At 67.8% G+C, this 15845-nt stretch carries 15 protein-coding genes; 8 read left to right on the plus strand and 7 right to left on the minus strand.

The window, feature by feature from the left end:
- Positions 1 to 78 precede the first annotated feature (78 nt).
- Entirely contained in the window at positions 79 to 984 is a 906-nt protein-coding gene (locus ACYVD1_RS05525; protein ID WP_460768664.1) for a LysR family transcriptional regulator, read from the minus strand.
- Between the two features lie 71 nt (positions 985 to 1055).
- Between ACYVD1_RS05525 and hisD (ACYVD1_RS05530) the strand changes: the two genes are divergently transcribed.
- The 3 genes from hisD (ACYVD1_RS05530) (at position 1056) to ACYVD1_RS05540 (ending at position 4516) form a co-directional block, all read left to right on the plus strand.
- Complete coding sequence (hisD, locus tag ACYVD1_RS05530; protein ID WP_460768667.1) at positions 1056 to 2375, plus strand: histidinol dehydrogenase; 1320 nt, start codon at positions 1056 to 1058, stop codon at positions 2373 to 2375.
- A gap of 69 nt (positions 2376 to 2444) precedes the next feature.
- On the plus strand, positions 2445 to 3662 hold the full coding sequence (locus ACYVD1_RS05535) for an ester cyclase (protein ID WP_460768670.1): 1218 nt from the start codon (positions 2445 to 2447) through the stop codon (positions 3660 to 3662).
- Positions 3663 to 3688: 26 nt separating this feature from the next.
- The gene (locus tag ACYVD1_RS05540) at positions 3689 to 4516 is read left to right on the plus strand and encodes a nitrilase-related carbon-nitrogen hydrolase (RefSeq protein WP_460768671.1); all 828 of its coding nucleotides are present in this window, start codon (positions 3689 to 3691) and stop codon (positions 4514 to 4516) included.
- A 41-nt stretch (positions 4517 to 4557) separates the two neighbouring features.
- Here the strand turns inward: ACYVD1_RS05540 and ACYVD1_RS05545 are convergent, their stop codons facing one another.
- Genes ACYVD1_RS05545 through ACYVD1_RS05565 form a run of 5 tightly spaced genes read right to left on the minus strand, consistent with a single transcriptional unit; the run spans position 4558 to position 9323 of the window.
- Positions 4558 to 5328 carry an HpcH/HpaI aldolase family protein gene (locus ACYVD1_RS05545; RefSeq protein ID WP_460768672.1) on the minus strand — a complete coding sequence of 257 codons (771 nt, stop codon included), beginning with the start codon at positions 5326 to 5328 and terminating at the stop codon, positions 4558 to 4560.
- Positions 5325 to 6092, minus strand: a complete 768-nt coding sequence (locus ACYVD1_RS05550) for an SDR family NAD(P)-dependent oxidoreductase (RefSeq protein WP_460768673.1) — start codon at positions 6090 to 6092, stop codon at positions 5325 to 5327. Before ACYVD1_RS05550 ends, ACYVD1_RS05545 begins: the two co-directional genes overlap by 4 nt.
- On the minus strand, positions 6089 to 7432 hold the full coding sequence (gene hisD / locus ACYVD1_RS05555) for a histidinol dehydrogenase (RefSeq protein WP_460768676.1): 1344 nt from the start codon (positions 7430 to 7432) through the stop codon (positions 6089 to 6091). The genes ACYVD1_RS05550 and hisD (ACYVD1_RS05555) overlap by 4 nt, the downstream gene beginning before the upstream one ends.
- Positions 7429 to 8190 (minus strand): alpha/beta fold hydrolase, encoded by a 762-nt coding sequence (locus tag ACYVD1_RS05560; RefSeq protein WP_460768681.1) that lies wholly within the window; start codon positions 8188 to 8190, stop codon positions 7429 to 7431. The genes hisD (ACYVD1_RS05555) and ACYVD1_RS05560 overlap by 4 nt, the downstream gene beginning before the upstream one ends.
- Positions 8187 to 9323: a cupin domain-containing protein gene (locus tag ACYVD1_RS05565; RefSeq protein WP_460768683.1), complete on the minus strand. Its 1137-nt coding sequence runs from the start codon at positions 9321 to 9323 to the stop codon at positions 8187 to 8189. Before ACYVD1_RS05565 ends, ACYVD1_RS05560 begins: the two co-directional genes overlap by 4 nt.
- Positions 9324 to 9560: 237 nt before the next feature.
- On the opposite strand from ACYVD1_RS05565, the gene ACYVD1_RS05570 reads away from it, so the two are divergent.
- From ACYVD1_RS05570 to ACYVD1_RS05590, 5 genes are all read left to right on the plus strand, one after another.
- Positions 9561 to 10589: a LacI family DNA-binding transcriptional regulator gene (locus ACYVD1_RS05570; protein ID WP_460768687.1), complete on the plus strand. Its 1029-nt coding sequence runs from the start codon at positions 9561 to 9563 to the stop codon at positions 10587 to 10589.
- A gap of 389 nt (positions 10590 to 10978) precedes the next feature.
- Positions 10979 to 11896 carry a carbohydrate ABC transporter permease gene (locus ACYVD1_RS05575; protein ID WP_460768689.1) on the plus strand — a complete coding sequence of 306 codons (918 nt, stop codon included), beginning with the start codon at positions 10979 to 10981 and terminating at the stop codon, positions 11894 to 11896.
- Positions 11893 to 12786, plus strand: coding sequence for a carbohydrate ABC transporter permease (locus tag ACYVD1_RS05580; protein WP_460768691.1), 894 nt, complete (start codon positions 11893 to 11895; stop codon positions 12784 to 12786). Before ACYVD1_RS05575 ends, ACYVD1_RS05580 begins: the two co-directional genes overlap by 4 nt.
- The gene (locus ACYVD1_RS05585) at positions 12783 to 14147 is read left to right on the plus strand and encodes an ABC transporter substrate-binding protein (protein ID WP_460768693.1); all 1365 of its coding nucleotides are present in this window, start codon (positions 12783 to 12785) and stop codon (positions 14145 to 14147) included. The genes ACYVD1_RS05580 and ACYVD1_RS05585 overlap by 4 nt, the downstream gene beginning before the upstream one ends.
- 42 nt (positions 14148 to 14189) lie before the next feature.
- Complete coding sequence (locus ACYVD1_RS05590) at positions 14190 to 15191, plus strand: nuclear transport factor 2 family protein (protein ID WP_460768696.1); 1002 nt, start codon at positions 14190 to 14192, stop codon at positions 15189 to 15191.
- A gap of 82 nt (positions 15192 to 15273) precedes the next feature.
- Here the strand turns inward: ACYVD1_RS05590 and ACYVD1_RS05595 are convergent, their stop codons facing one another.
- Positions 15274 to 15741: a DUF6069 family protein gene (locus ACYVD1_RS05595; protein ID WP_460768699.1), complete on the minus strand. Its 468-nt coding sequence runs from the start codon at positions 15739 to 15741 to the stop codon at positions 15274 to 15276.
- Positions 15742 to 15845 lie beyond the last annotated feature (104 nt).

The following is a 15845-nucleotide window of genomic DNA, read 5'->3' on the forward strand; positions in this document are numbered from 1 at the left end:
CGATCGAGGAACCGCCAACCTAGGACGCCGTCACCCGCCCACACGTCTGCCGAAACGCATATTTCAGCCCCCAACCGCTCAGGGTGCGTCCACACGCGTTCGCAGCTTCTCCCGAGCCAGACGCGCGAGTTCGTCGGCCGCGGGAGAGAGCAGAGCACCCCGGCGTTTCACCAAAGCGATCGTGTCGTAGAGGGGGTCGGCGAAACCGACACTGCCTAGCACGTCGGGGAACCAGTGGCTCCGGGCCACGGCGGAGGAGACGATGGTGTCACCGACGCCGTCGGCGACCAGGGTCAGGGCGGCCTCCACATGCTCGACCTCGATCCACGGCCCGATCTTCACGCCCGCGAGTTGCGCCCGCTCCGAGATCTGACGCCGTGTCGGATCACGCCATCCGAAGTGCGCGTCGTAGAGCACAAGGCGCCGCTGGGACAGGACCTCGACTTCCGTCGGTTCCCTGAGGTGCGAGGGTTCGGCGCTGACATAGCGCACCTCGTCGCGCAACAGCGGGGTGATGCCGAGGCCCTCGTCGTCGATCGGCAATACCGCGAGGCCAGCCTCCATTTCTCCGGCTCTGACCGCGTCGACCACCTCAGCGGAGTTCAGCCCCACCAGCCTGAGCCGCACACCGGGGTATCTGCGGTGGAAGTCCCGCGCCAGATCCGAGAGCAGGTAGTACGGGGCGTTGCGCAGTAGACCGAAGGTCACCACTCCGCTCTCCAGGGAGCGGAAGGAGCGCAGGGCCTCCGCGCCCGCCTCAGCCGCGTTCGTTGACTGCTCCGCGTAGGGCATGAGCTCCTCGCCCGCCCCCGTGAGCGTCAACCTCCGGGATCCGCGCGTGAACAGCGGCACCCCGTGCTCGGTCTCCAGATTGCGGATGAGTTCGGAGACCGAAGCCTGCGCCATGCCCAACCGATCGGCCGCGGCCGTGAAGGAGCCGGTCCGTGCGGCGAGAACAAACACTCTCAACTGCTTCAGCGTCATAGGGAAACCCTATACTTCTCACAAGAAATGTGACCCTTGTCCTATACCGTGTCGACTTTTACCGTGGCTGCATGCACTTCACACCGAAGCTCCTCGCCTCGTGCGAGGGAGCGTTCCGTCTGGTCAAGACCCCCGCGGCCGGTCCCGCTCCGGCGCAGCGCGACCCCCGGGTCGCTGAACGCGTCTCCGAGATGCTCTCCAGAATCGAGAAGGAGGGCATGGACGCGGTTCTGGCCTACGCGGAGGAGCTCGACGGTTTCCGGGGCACCAGGGTTGAACTCGACCCGTCCGAGCTCCGCCGTAGCGGCGACGCCCTCAGCCCGGAACTACGCGACGCGCTTCAACTGGGACGGGAGAGGACCGACGCCTTCGCCCGGTCCCAGCGTTCGCACCTGACCGATTTCGAGGTGGAACTCGCCCCCGGTCTGTTCGCCGGACAGCGCCACGTGCCGATCTCACGGGTGGGCGCCTATCTGCCGGCTGGACGCTTCCCCCTGCTGGCGGGGGCCTTCATGACGGTGGGTGTGGCCAAGGCGGCCGGTGTTCCGTCCGTGACCGCTTGCACTCCCCCGCGCCCCGACGGCACCCCCGACCCGGCCGTCCTCTACTCGGTACACATCTCCGGCGCGGACCGAGTCTGCGTCCTGGGCGGCGTCCAAGCTCTCGCCGCCATGGCTTTCGGACTTATCGACGAGGCCCCGGTGGACCTGCTGGCGGGCCCGGGCAACGCCTACGTCACCGAGGCCAAGCGCCAGCTCTTCGGGAGGACCGCTATCGACCTCCTCGCGGGCCCCTCCGAAGTCGCCGTCCTCGCCGACGACACGGCCGACTCCGCCACGGTCGCCGCAGACCTGCTGGGACAGGCCGAGCACGGCACCAACTCGCCCGCGGCCTTGGTCACGACCTCCGAGCGGCTGGCGTCGGAGGTCCAGGACGAGGTCGACTCCCAGCTGGCGAGGCTGGCCACCTCAGACATCGCCGGACCCGCCTGGCGCGACCACGGGTCCGTGACCTGGGCCCGCGACCCGGAGACGGCGGCACGGCTGATGGACGACCTCGCACCCGAACACCTCGAGGTGCACACCGCCGACGACGCCTGGTACCACGACCGGCTGCTCAACTACGGTTCGCTCTTCCTCGGCGCTTGGAGCACGGTGGCCTACTCCGACAAGGGCATGGCCGGAACCAACCACGTCCTGCCGACGGCCGGCGGCGCCCGGCACAGCGCGGGCCTGTCCGTCTCTCGCTACCTGAAGCCGCTGACCTTTCAGCGGGTCGATCAGGCAGCGACCCCCTCACTGGCGCGAGCGGTCGAGACCATCTCCGCCTATGAGGGCATGGACGCGCACAAGGAGACCGCCACACGGCGGCTCAAAGCCTTTCACGGCTGACTGGGCCGCAACCGAGTCGGAGACAGCCCCACACTCACGGGCACCAACAGCTACAGGGAGACGAGAGCGATGAACACCGGCGACGGCTCAGCCATCGAAGTGAGACAGGCGACGAACGGCCAGGCCGCCGGGGACGGGACCCCAGCCCTGGGAAACACCGGGATCCAGGCCATGAGCGGCCTGCACGGACAGCGCACGATGCCCGAGGACTTCCGCATCGCGCTGCGCCCCGGCAACGGTGCCGACACCCACGCCCCCTCACACGGCGAGCGCAGGCACTCCATGCGGGGCTTCGAGGCGGAGTACGTCGACATCGTCGACTACATCGTCCGGATCACGCACCGCATCTGGGAGGACCAGGACGTCGGCTACATCTACGACACCTATGCTCCGGGGTGCCGTCTGCACGATGACAGCGGTCTCAAGGTGGGCGTCGAATCCCTGGTCACGGGCACCATGCAGAACATCCACTCCTTCCCGGACACCCGGCACTACGCTGACGAGGTCATCTGGGCGGGCGATGACGAGCAGGGGTTCGTCACCTCCCACAGGGCGGTCAACATCGGGCACCACACGGGGCCTTGGCGGTGGGGACCGCCCACGGGGGCGCCCTTTCAGACCTGGGTCATGGCCAACTGCGTGGTCCGGGAGAACGAGATCCACGAGGAGTGGGTGCTGTACAACACCGGAGCCAAACTGGCCCAACTGGGCATCGATGTCCGTGAGGCCGCGCGCACCGCTGGCAACGAGGGCCTGGCCGGGGTGCCTGAACAGCACCAGCCCATCGAGGTCGACCGCCTCCAGGGCGGCCGCAAGCCGCTGCCCTACCCGGAGCGGACCGGGTCCGGCTTCGACGTCGATCACTTCGTCCGGGCCTTCTACCACGACACGTACAACCGCCGGGACCTGAGGGCGGTCGAGCGCGCCTATGCGCCCCAGGTCCGTTGGCAGGGTACGGGCAACCGCACCGGCTACGGCAGGGCCGACGTGCGCAACGCGGCCCGTGCGCTCATCGTCACCTTCCCCGACCTCGGTGTTCAGGTGGACGAGGTGTACTGGATGGGCAACGACCGGGACGGCTACCGCGTCTCCGTGCGCTGGAGCGGGGTGGGAACCCACCGCGGCCACGGCCTCTACGGCAGACCGACCGGTCGCAGGGCACACTTGTGGGGAATGGCCCAGCTGTACATTCAGGGTGGCCGGATCGTCGCCGAGTGGAACCTGTTCAACGAATTCGACGTCCTCGCGCAACTGCTGCGGGACGACCCGCCGGCCTCGCTCGGCTGACCCGCGCGGAGAACGGAAGCACGACCTTGGCCGTCATCCACTGCCGACCGGTTGCCCCCAGGATCGAGGACCCTGGGAGCAACCGGACTCTCTGTACCAGATCCGTCCGCGAGGCGGTGGACGACGGCGCCGATGTCGTCGTACTCCCCGAACTGGCCACCTCCGGCTACGTCTTCGCCTCTTTCGAGGAAGCCGCAGCGGCGGCCGTAACGCCGGACCACGCGGTCTTCCGCGACTGGGCCGCCGAGGCCGCCCGAGGCCGAGCCACCGTCATCGGCGGCTTCTGCGAACTCGGAACGGACGGGCTTCTGTACAACGCCGCCGCCGTCGTGGACGGCAGCGGCGTGCGCGCCGTCTACCGCAAGACCCACCTGTGGGACACAGAGAAGCGGATCTTCACCCCCGGATCGGCGCCTCCACCGGTACTCGACACTCCGGTGGGCCGACTCGGGGTACTGATCTGCTACGACCTCGAGTTCCCTGAGATGACCAGACTGCTCGCGCTCGCCGGGGCCCAACTCGTCGCGGTCCCCACCAACTGGCCCTCGGGACCGCGCATCGACGGCCGTCCACCGGAAACGATCGTGGCCATGGCCGCGGCACGGGTGAACCGGATGGCCGTCGCCTGCTGCGACCGCTTCGGCGCGGAACGGGGGGTGGAGTGGATGGAGGGCACAGCCGTCATAGCCGAAACGGGCCATGTGCTCGCCGAGCGCCGCAGCGGGGCTGTGCGTGTCGAGCGGGACTTGGACCTGGCACTCGGCAAGCGGCTGGCGCCCCAAGCGGACGCCTTCGGCGACCGTCGCCCGGACCTCTACGGTTCATCGGACCGGGTGACGTTTGACGGCCCCTGACGCGAGCGCGAGTTTCTCGTGTCAGGGGCCGCCTGGCCGTGTCAGACCTTCCGCGAACCTGAACGCATCCGGCCGAACAACTCCATCAGTGCGTGCGTGAGGTTGATGACGACGAGGTCCGCCCCGGAACCGTAGGCGGCCTCGGCCGCCTTCCCGCTTCCGACGATGTCCATCCTCATCCGATCCGATCCCGACGCCGCACGGTGGACACGCTCAATGACCGGACGCACCAGGTCTCCGCCCTGCTCACCCGGCAACCCCATCGACACGGCCAGGTCGGCCGGACCGACCAGGGCTCCGTCCACTCCTGGCACGGCGAGAATCTCCTCCGAACGGTCACACCCCGTCTCGGACTCCAGCATCACGATGAGCAGGGTGTCGGCCTCACTCCGGCGGAGGTGTTCGGCCGCCGGCACCGTGCCGTAACCACCGGCCCTGCCGTAGGTGGCGAACCCCCGCTCGCCCAGGGGCGGATAGTGAACGCCCCGCACAGCCCGGACGGCGTCGTCGGGCCCGTCCACGTGGGGCACGATGATCCCGCACGCGCCGTGGTCCAACGCGCGCAGCACGAGTGCGGGCTCGCCCTCACCCACCCGGACCAGGACCGCCATACCGTGCACCTGCGCGGCCGCGATGTGCCTGCGCAGATCCGCGACATCAGCGGGACCGTGTTCGCAGTCGATGACGACGAAGTCGAAACCGGCGGTACCGAGCATCTCGACGAGCTCCTCACCGGGCATCCGCAGCAGCGCACCCAGCGGCCGAGCCCCCGAAGCGATACGTGATCTCAGCGAAGTCGCGGCGGCGCTCATCGTGCCACCATCCCCGCCGACAGATCGACGTCGGCGGCGCACAGGCCCGGCATCCTGAGCATCGCCGCGGCCGCGGCGCCCACCTCCTCCTCGGTGACCATCCTGCCCAGAGCCGACCGGGAGACGAAGGCCTCTTCCGCCTCCGCCGGTTCGACACCGGTGCGCTCGGCTTCCAGCTGGAAGTTGCGACGCATCCGCTCGCCCCGGACCGGACCGGGTGACAGGGTGTTGACGGACACACCCATCGGTCCGACCTCCGACGCCAGGGTGGTGCTCAACCCGATGACCGCCATTTTGGAGGCACAGTAGGGGGTGCGGCCGACCAGCGGACGCTTGCCGCTGACCGAGGCCACGTTCACGACATCGCCGTGACCCGCAGCGGCCATGGCGGGCACGAAGGCGCGGCACATCAGGTACACGCCCCGCACGTTGGCCGCGAACACGTCCTCCCACTCGTGCGGAACCACGTCGACGAGCGGAGCCACCGGCCCGGCCACACCGGCGTTGTTGACGAGGACCGACACGTTCTCGTCGGCGAGTTCGTCCCTGAGCCGGGCCACCGATTTCGGGTCGGTCACATCGCACACGGCCGCCCTTCCGCGGCCCGGAGGGAGCTCGTCGACCACGGTGTCCAGGGGTTCCTTCGCACGGCCGGTCACCACCACGCGCGCTCCCTCACCGGCGAGGGCACGGGCGATCGCTCGCCCCAGGCCCCTGCCGCCCCCCGTGACCAGAGCGGTCCTACCGACGATCCGGTCGCTCATGATCCCGCACCTTCACGACGCGCGTAAGCATCGCCCTGTTCCCGGGCCCAAGGCAGCGGATCGCCCTCGTACTTGCCCGCACGCACGTCCCCGGAACGGGCGTGGCCCTCGAAGAGCTCCACCCGGGCGGCCCGTCCGCACAGCCGCCCGAGTTCCGCGCTCGCGGCGGGGTCCCGCACTTCCTGGTACGTCACCGTCTTCAGGTACTTGCCCACCCAGAGTCCGCCGGTGTAGCGAGCGGCGCCTCGGGTGGGAAGCACGTGGTTGGTGCCGATTACCTTGTCCCCGTAGGAGACGCAGGTCCCCTCGCCGAGGAACAGTGCGCCGTAGTCGTTCATGGCATTCAGTGCCCGCCGGGGCTCCTCGGTGAGGATCTGGACGTGTTCGGAGGCGAAGGAGTCCGCCACCCGGTAGGCCTCTTCCACGTCGTCCACGACGATGACCTGGCCGTGGTCGCGCCACGCGGGCTCGGCGAAGTCGCGCGTGGGCATGTCCGGCAGCAACCGGTCGATGTGTTCCACAGCGGCACGGGCAACGCCTTCGTCCGCGCTGATCAGTACCGCCGGCGAGTCCGGTCCGTGCTCCGCCTGACTGAGGAGGTCCACGGCGACCACGAACGGGTCGGCCGTCGCGTCGGCGACCACAAGCGTCTCGGTGGGACCGGCGAACAGGTCGATGCCCACCTCGCCGAAGAGCTGGCGCTTGGCCTCGGCCACGTAGGCGTTGCCCGGCCCGGCGATCATGTCGACGCGCTCCATGGTGTCCGTTCCCAGGGCCATCGCCGCGATGGCCTGGACCCCGCCCAGGACGTGGATCTCGTCGGCGCCCGCCAAGTGCGCGGCGGCCACCGTCGCGGCCGGGATCTCACCCCGGATCGGCGGGGTGCACACCACGACGCGTTGCACACCGGCCGCCTTGGCCGTCACGACGGTCATGTGGGCGGACGCGGTGAGCGGATAGCGGCCCCCTGGCACGTAAGCGCCGACGGCCCGTACGGGGATGTGCCGCTGGCCGAGGAAGACCCCGGGCAGTGTCTCCTCCTCAATGCCGCGGAGCGAGGTCCGCTGGAGTTCAGCGAACCGGCGTACATTGTCCTGTACTGCCTTGATGTCGTCGACGATGTCCGAGGCAACGCTGCCGACGATCTCTTCGATTCGGGCGCCGGAGAGCCGGAACGACTCCGGGGCCCAGTCATCGAAATGCCCGGAGTGGTCCCGGACCGCAGCGTCGCCCCGAACCCGTACGTCGTCGATGATCCGGGCCGCCGCGTCCGCGGCAGCGCTGGAGTCCGCTGCCGTCGCCCGGCGTCCATGAGCGGGACTCTTCAGGATTGTGGTCATGGGGTGCCCCTTTGCTGGTGGAGTCGTGTAAGGCGAGAGGTCCGGGGTGGAGGCGCGTCCTCGGTGCGGTCGACAATCGACGTGAGGTCGTTGAGCAGGTCCGCCACCTGGCGACCCTGCTCAAGGGTGCACAGGTGGCCGGCGCCCGCGAGGATGCGGAAGACCGACCCCGGCACGGAGTCAGCGACGGCGCGGTTGACGCGCGGTGGGCAGAGGGCGTCCTCGGAGCCGCAGACGACCAAGGTGGGACAGCGCACCCTGCCCAGCACGGTGTGTGCGTCGGTGCGGGTGGCCTGTGCCGCCAGCTGCCGGAGGAACGATTCGGGGCCGACCTCGTGCGCCATGGCGGTGAACGTCCGCGCCAGTTCAGGCCCGGGCTCGGTGTCGGCGAACATGGCGGGCAGGAGATCGTCCCGAACGACCCCGTCGAAACCCCCTGCCTCGGTCCGCTCGGACATGGTCCGCCATAAGGAGTGCTGGTCCGGGCGCGGGGCGGAGGCGTTGGTCGAAATGGCGCAGAAACCGGCCACTCGGTCGGGGGCGCGCCGCAGCACCTCAAAACCGACGATTGCTCCGAGGCTCAGCCCGCCGAGCACGAACCGGTCCGGAGCGGAGGCGAGCACCCCCTCCGCCATCCGCGCGATGTCAGGGGCGTCGATGGCCACATCGACCGTGGGTGCGTGCAGCCGATCGCGCACGTCCGTCCACAGGGTTGGGCCGCACAGCATTCCCGGAACGAGAACGACGGGGGTGCTCATCGTGTCGGCGCCCCGGGAACCAGGTCCGAGGGGGCGAGGTAACCGTTGTGGTCGAGGGCGAGACCGGAATCCGCCGCGGCCTTCGCCACCTCCGCGTCCCATTCGAGCGTGACACGGCCGTCGCCGCCGTTGATCATGACCAGATGTGCGACCTCGCCGGAGACCGCACGCACCGAACGCCAGGAACCGGGCGGAACAGACAGCATGTCCCACGGCTCCAGACGGACACTGAGCGATTCGTCCCGGTTGAGCGTCACCTCCCATTCGCCGCCCTCGACCATCAGCACCTGTGTCGCGCTGTGCCTGTGGGTGAGCACGCCGGCACCGGCCCGGGCACGCAGCCGGGTGATGGAGAAGCCGTGCGGATCGTGGACGACGGGTTCCTGGGTCCGGTCCTCGGTGATCCCGTAGCCGATGACAGAAGCGATTTCGGCCCCTCCACCTGGCAGTCGGCTGTCCAGGAGCGCGCGGTCCGACCAGTTCAGGTCAGCGGCCGTCGCGACCCGCTGACGCATCTCCTCGACACTGTGGCCGCGCAGTGCGGCGATCTGCTCCCGGCTCATCGGTTCCACGAGACGGATCCCCTCAGTGGAGTCTCCGGCGAGAGTGTCGATCAATGTGCCGTCCGCGGACAGGTACAGACCGTGTCGGGACGCTTCTTCCAGGACCGAAGGCCCCCAGATGATGCCGCCGGTGTCGTCCCGGCCGAGCGCGGTGAAGAGGATCCCGTCATCCGGACCGATGTTGGTGAATCCGCGGAACACCCACGTGGGGATCGAGGCGATCTCCCCTTCCCTGAGTACGAGCTCGCCCTCGTCCCCGTCGGCGCCCCAGCGCAGAAGGTACTCACCGCGGAAACAGAGGAAGACCTCGGCGGTGAAGTGCAGGTGCAGGTTGTTCGTGACTCCGCGCGGCATCGCCGCGGCGCCTATGTTGAATCCGTGCGGCTCTTGGAGGTTGATGAACTGGTCAGAGCTCTGCGAGACGCCCCTCCCGATCATCGAGTAGTTCTCCTTCTGGTCGGAACCCGGGGTTCGGCAGTCGATGAACGCCTGGTTGCACGAGACGAAATCACCGCGGCGGATCGTGCGCCGATCGAGCTCCTGACGAGTCACCGGGGCAGAGTCGGACATGTGCACTCCTTGATCTGAATCCTGAAAAGAATACGTATGCAAAAGTAAAGAAGGGCCTCGCGGCTGTCAATAGCGCCCGTGCCGCGGCACAGCTGAGCAACCGTCACGCACGGAGCCCCGGCGCGCAGGAATCTCCACCACACACGGGTATCCGCGGCCGCGCCCCCGTGCGAGCAGCACCGGAGATCGCGTATACATGATTCGTATTCAGATCCAGTTCGGAGAGGGGGAGGCATCGTGGCCATCACCAGCCACGACGTGGCCAGGCTGGCCGGTGTGTCGCAGGCGACGGTGTCCCGGGCGCTCCGCGGAGACACACTCGTCGCCGCTGCGACCAAGGCCAAGGTGTTGAACGCCGCCGAAGCGCTCGGTTACGTGCCCAGCGCGGCCGGCCGCAACCTCGCCACACGCCGGACCGGCCGAATCGGCGTAGTCATCACCGATCTGGCCAACCCCTTCTATCCGCACCTCGTGAGCCCGCTCCACGAGGAGATGGACCAGCGCGGCTACCGCATGGTGGTCTTCGCCGAGCACTCCGAGGGCGATATCGCCGCCGAGCAGCTCCTGGACGGTTCGATCGACGGGGTCGTGCTGATCACCGCCAAGGTCGACTCAGTACTTCCGAGCGACCTCACCCGCCGCGGACTTCCCTTCGTCTTCCTCAACCGGGAAAGCCTGCTCGACCTCGGCGACGCGTCTGTGGTCGACAACGCCGAAGGCGGACGCTCCGCGGCGGAGCTCCTCGTGGGACTGGGCCATCGGCAGATCGCCGCCGTCTTCGGTCCGGAGAACACCTCGACCGGGCGCGACCGAGAGGCGGGGTTCCGGCGCGCGCTCTCGGAAGCCGGAGTGGGGCTGGGCTCCTCCTCAGTACGGCACGGACCGTTCGAGTTCGACACCGGATACCGGGGCCTGCTCGAGATCCTCGAAGGCGACACACGGCCAACCGCCTTGTTCTGCGGCAACGACGTCATCGCCATAGGCGCCCTCAACGCCGCGATGCGTGCGGGGGTGTCGGTACCTGAAGATCTGAGCGTCGTCGGTTTCGACGACATACCGATGGCTTCGTGGGAGGCGTTCCGGCTCACCACGATCGGCCACAACGTGGCGGAGATGGCGGCGACCGCCGCCCGGCTGGTGATCGAACGGATCGAGGCGAGCCCGAAGCCGCTCGCGCCGCGCCGCCTGGTCGTACCGACCCGGGTCGTGAACCGTGACACGCACGCCGGTCCGCGCACGGCTCCCAACGGTGACGGATCAAATTAAGAATACGTATGCGTCCGTGATCCCCGCGTAGGACCGAGGACCGCACCGCCAACCCGGGTCCGATATACGCCGCCAGCACACCACCGCCAGATCTTGGCATAAACCCAGCTCACAGGCGTTCTCACGATGCGCCTATCCGGCCCGAGGCCCGCCGGCAGCGGGATCCCAGAACCGGCATCCCCCTCGTGGCTTCAGGGACACCGCAGCACCCTCCACCCCACCTCCCCACGCCTTTCTCCTCACAGGGGGCTTGTGAGAGGAAATGCATACGAATACACTGACCGCACTTTCCAGCCCTCCATGACTCCCCGGGAGGTTCCCGTGCGACCAACCACTGGACCACCGTCCGCCCTCAGCCGTTTCACGAGGCGGATCACGGGCCGGACCCCATGAGCGGCTCGGTGGAGACCGTCGCGAGCCGCGCCGCGCGGCGACGGAGGACGCGCCGCGCCTACACGCACATCGCACCCGCGCTGTTCGTCGTCGCACTGACGACCTTTTACCCCCTCGCGTCCGCGCTCGGGACGAGCTTTCGCGAGTGGAGGATCAACGAGACCCGGTCCCCTCAGGGGTTCGTCGGTGCCGACCAGTACACGAAAGCCCTCACAGACGAGACCTTGCACAACAGTGCCTGGGTGACCGCCCAGTTCACCGTGCTCTCCGTGGTCCTGTCCGTGGTCCTGGGCCTGGTGATGGCCCTCATCCTCAATCATCCAACGAAGCTGAACACCCTCGCCAAGACGCTGCTGATCCTCCCCTTCGCCGTCGCTCCGGCCCTCAAGGGCTACTCGTGGCGCTTCATGCTCGACCCCGACTACGGCGTGTACGACGCGATGATCGGGACGGTCCTCCCCTTCATGGACGGATACGACTGGCTCGGCTCACCCTTCGGCGCACTCATGGTCATCGTTCTCACCGAGGTGTGGGGGTGGGCACCGCTCATCGCGCTGATGCTGCTGGGCGGACTCGCGTCGATCCCGCCGGAGATCCGCTCAGCTGCCCAGATGGACGGCGCCAACGCCTGGCAGGAGTTCTGGCGGGTGACGTTCCCGCTGCTGCGCCCCCTGTTGGTGATCATCATCTTCCTCAAGGCCGTCTTCTCGGTGAAGATGTTCGACCAGGTCGTCACCGTGACTGACGGCGGCCCGGGGCGTGCCACCGAGACCCTCAACTACTTCGTCTACTCCCAGGGCTTCAACTTCCTGGACATCGGCTACGCGTCGGCGGTCTCGTGGATCCTCGTGGTCGTGCTCGGCGCACTCGCCGCGGCCTACCTCGTCGCCATGGCGCGGATGGAGGCACGATGAGCGCAACCACCACACGCCCCGAGCGCACCGCGCGCGCCGGAACGGTTCCGCCGGTCAGGGCACGCCGGAGGTCGACCCGGGTCCTGATCGGACCGGTCCTTCGGACACTGGGCACCCTCGCGATCCTGTTCTTCGTGCTCTTCCCGATTCTGTGGCTCGCGATCACGGCGTTCAAACCAACAGACGACGTCTTCTCCACGACAGTGGTCTTCAGCCCTTCCCTCGAGAACTTCGAGACGGTGCTGACCGGGGAGCACTCGATGGTGCGCGCCCTGGTGAACAGCGTGGTCATCGCGGTGGCCACAACGCTCGTCTCGGTACCCCTGGCGCTTCTCGCGGCCTACGGCTTCTCGCGCTACCGGTTCCGCGGTTCCGCTTCTCTGATGCTGACGATGATCCTCACGCAGTTCATCCCCGGTGTGGCCATCGCGATCCCGTTTCTGACCGTCTTTCGCGACCTCGGTTTGTTGGACACGCACGCGGCACTGGTGGTCGTCAACCTCAGCATGACCGTTCCCTACAACATCTGGCTGTTGAAGGGATTCGTCGACGGCCTGCCGGTTGCCGTCGAGGAGGCGGCGCACCTCGACGGGTGCGGCCAGGCGGCGTTGCTGTGGCGGATCATCACCCCGCTGGCAGCCCCCGGGATCTTCGTGGCGGCCGTGTTCTCCTTCCTCCTCTCGTGGAACGAGTTCCTGTTCCCCACATTTCTGGCCAGGGAGGAGGCCACGACGCTTCCGGTCGCCCTGATGACTCTGGACCGGCCTGAGGGCGTCGATTGGGGTCCCATGGCCGCGACAGGCCTGCTGGTGATGGTTCCGATGCTGATCATGGCCACGTTCGTGCGCCGCCACTTCGCTCAGGGAATGACGATGGGAGCAGTGAAATGACCTCGTCCTCGCGCTGCCGCCGCTGGGCCGCGCTCCTCGCGGCCGGAATCTGCCTCGCACCCGCGGCCTGCACCACCCCGCCCGAGCCCATCGACTTGATGTCCTCGATCGATGACGGCCCCGTCGACGAGCTCGGCCTGCTCGAGGGCAAGCCCTACGACGGCGCCCACATCCGTTTCCTGAACTGCTGCGACACCACGCCGCAGTTCGCCGCCCTGCGTGAGCGCACTGACGCGGAGTTCACCGAACGCACGGGAATTACCGTCGAGTGGGCGAATATCCCCTACAACGCCTACTTGCAGAAGATCGTCGCGGAAAGCGCCATCGGCGGAGGGACCTACGACGTCATCGCCTGGCCCGATGCCTTCGGCCCGATGCTCCGCATCGGGGTCCAACCGCTGGATGAGGCCATGGCCGATACCGACGTCACCATGGACGCCTTCCCCGAAGCGTTCCAGCAGGCGTCGCGCCTGGGTACCGACGAAACCTACGGCATCCCCTTCCGCGGGTTCTCCTACAACCTCTTCTACCGAACCGACACGTACCGGGAATTCGGTTTCGAACCGCCCGAGACGTGGCCGGAGTACGTCGAACAGCTGGAGTCCCTACAGGAAGAGGGCGACCGGTACCCCATGGCCGGGCAATACGGCCGCGGCGGCGGACAGAACCTGTACACGTGGTTGTCGATGCTCTGGAGCAACGGGGCCGACGTCTTCGACGAGAACGGAGACCCGGCCTTCACCAGTCCGGCGGGCCTCGAGGCCACGGAACAGTACATCGACCTGCTCCGTACCGGTCTCACCCCTCAGCAGTCATCGTCCTGGGGTGAGTTGGAGTCCTCCAACGCCATGCTCCACAACAACGCCGACACAACTCTCACGTGGTCCTGGCACCAGGAAGACTTCGACAACCCCGACAAGGCCGACCCCGAGGCCCTCGGTGACATCGGTGTCGCCTCCGTACCCGGGTTCGAAGGACAGGAGAGCACCACCTACGCCTACACCTGGTTGGTCGGCGTCCTCAACAGCTCTGAGCAGCAGGGTCCGGCCTGGGAGTACGTCAAGTGGATGACGAACGAGCAGACCGAACAGGAGATCGCGCTCGACAAGTCCGACCCCGCGACCTCGACGGGGATCACGGTTCACCTGGCGAACATGCGCGACGAAAGGGTGAATGAGGTCAACGGCGGCCTCCCCGAGATCCAGGAGCAGAGCCTGGAGAACGCCCGCACCGTCCCGCAGACAGACCAGTGGCCCCGCGTGATGGACATCCTCGAGGTTGCCGTGAACGAGATGGCCCACGGCGCACCGGTGGGCCCCCGCCTGGAAGAGGCTGCCGACGAGGTCCGTGCACTCGACTGACCCTCCCCGGAACCACAGCAAACACGACAGGATCAAGGAACCATGGCACTGGAAGAAAAGGCATACGCACCCTACAGCGACCCGGAGGAGTTCATCCGGGAGTGGACCGACCGGATCTGGGTGCAGCGCGGTATCGGACTCATCCGGGACAACTACGCCCCCGACTCGATCGTCCACGGCGCCTACGGGACGAGCGTCGGGGTAGAGCCGGTCATCCAAGGCACGCTCCAAAAGATCAGTGCCTTCCCCGACCGGGTGGGTCAGGCGGAGGACGTGGTGTGGGAGGCCAGGGGTGACGACGCCTTCATCAGTTCCCACCTGGTTCTCAGCAAGGCGTCGCACAGCCGTACCTCCGACTACGGGCCGGCCACCGCCAACCCCTTCACCTCACGCGCGATCGCCACCTGCCTCTACCGGGAAGGCGTCATGGAGGAGGAGTGGGTCATCCGTGACGAGTACGCGATCCTGCGGGACCTCGGTTTCGACCCCGAGCCCGTCGCGAGAGCGAAAACCGTGGAGGAGGGGCTGGGCCTCGGTGCGGTTCCCCGGGACCCCCTCTCGGAAGGTGTCTCCGGGCCCCGCCCCGACCACTATCGGACGGAGTGCGAGCAGGTCCTCGGCCTGGTCGAGGAGGTATGGAACGGACGCAGGCTTGACCTGGTCAGCCGTTACATCGACCGCGACGTCATCTGCCGGACCACCCGGCACAGCGAGCTCACCCGGCCGGAGGGCTACCAGACGGCCCTCCTCGATCTGCTCGCACCGTTCCCCGACTGCCGCGTCGAGGTGCTCGATATCGCCGCCAACCACGCCGAACGACACGGTGGTCTACGCATCGGGGTGGTGTGGCTACTCAAGGGCACCTATCAGGGCGTGCCCCGGTACGGCCGTCCCACCGGTACGCCCGTGGAGATCCTGGGAGCTTCACAGTTCCGTTTCCACCAGGGCAGGATCGTTGAGGAAACCAGGATCTACGACGAGCTCGCGGTACTCGCCCAGATCGTTCGGGGCGCCCCCGCGGACGCCCACGGCGGTGACACGTGACGGGTCCGCGGTTCAGCACCGGATCACGGCAGTGATCGGGCGCCGTCCCCACAGGGTGACGGCGCCCGACTACCGCAGCCACCTAGCGCGCCCGACGGCTGTCCAGGACACGTCGCCGCAGGCCTTCCAGTGCGAGCACGACCACCGCGCCCGACACCAGGTGCATCGCGGTGAGTGCGACGGTGGTCCCGACGTCGATGCTGTAGGCGAACACACCCCCCAGGGTGCCCACCGCGAGCAGGGCACCGGCGACCTGGGCAAGACGGATCACCCCGGTCCACCAATGGGCGATCACCGCTGCCAGGACGATGCCCAACACCATGGGCACGGCCGAGGAGAACACCACGGACCCGACCTCGATGGGGTAGTTCCCACCGTCGTCCCACAGGGCGAGTGCCGCGCCCCCGAGCGCCGCGACCCCCCATACCGCGAGGTTGATGACGGTGGCGGTGACAGCGCCGAAAAGGCTGGCCTGCCACCAGTTCAGCCCTGGGCGGCGGATGCTCCCGGAAACGGACTGGTCGACGCGGGAGGAATCGATGGCGGACATGAGGTTCTCCTGACTGTGTCTCTCAACCGGACACGACCAGAATCAGACCTCAAGCTTTGTTCATGTCAAGTCCGTTCGCGCAGATTGTTCGTTGTTCTGCCCAA

This window comes from Nocardiopsis nanhaiensis, from assembly GCF_054778635.1.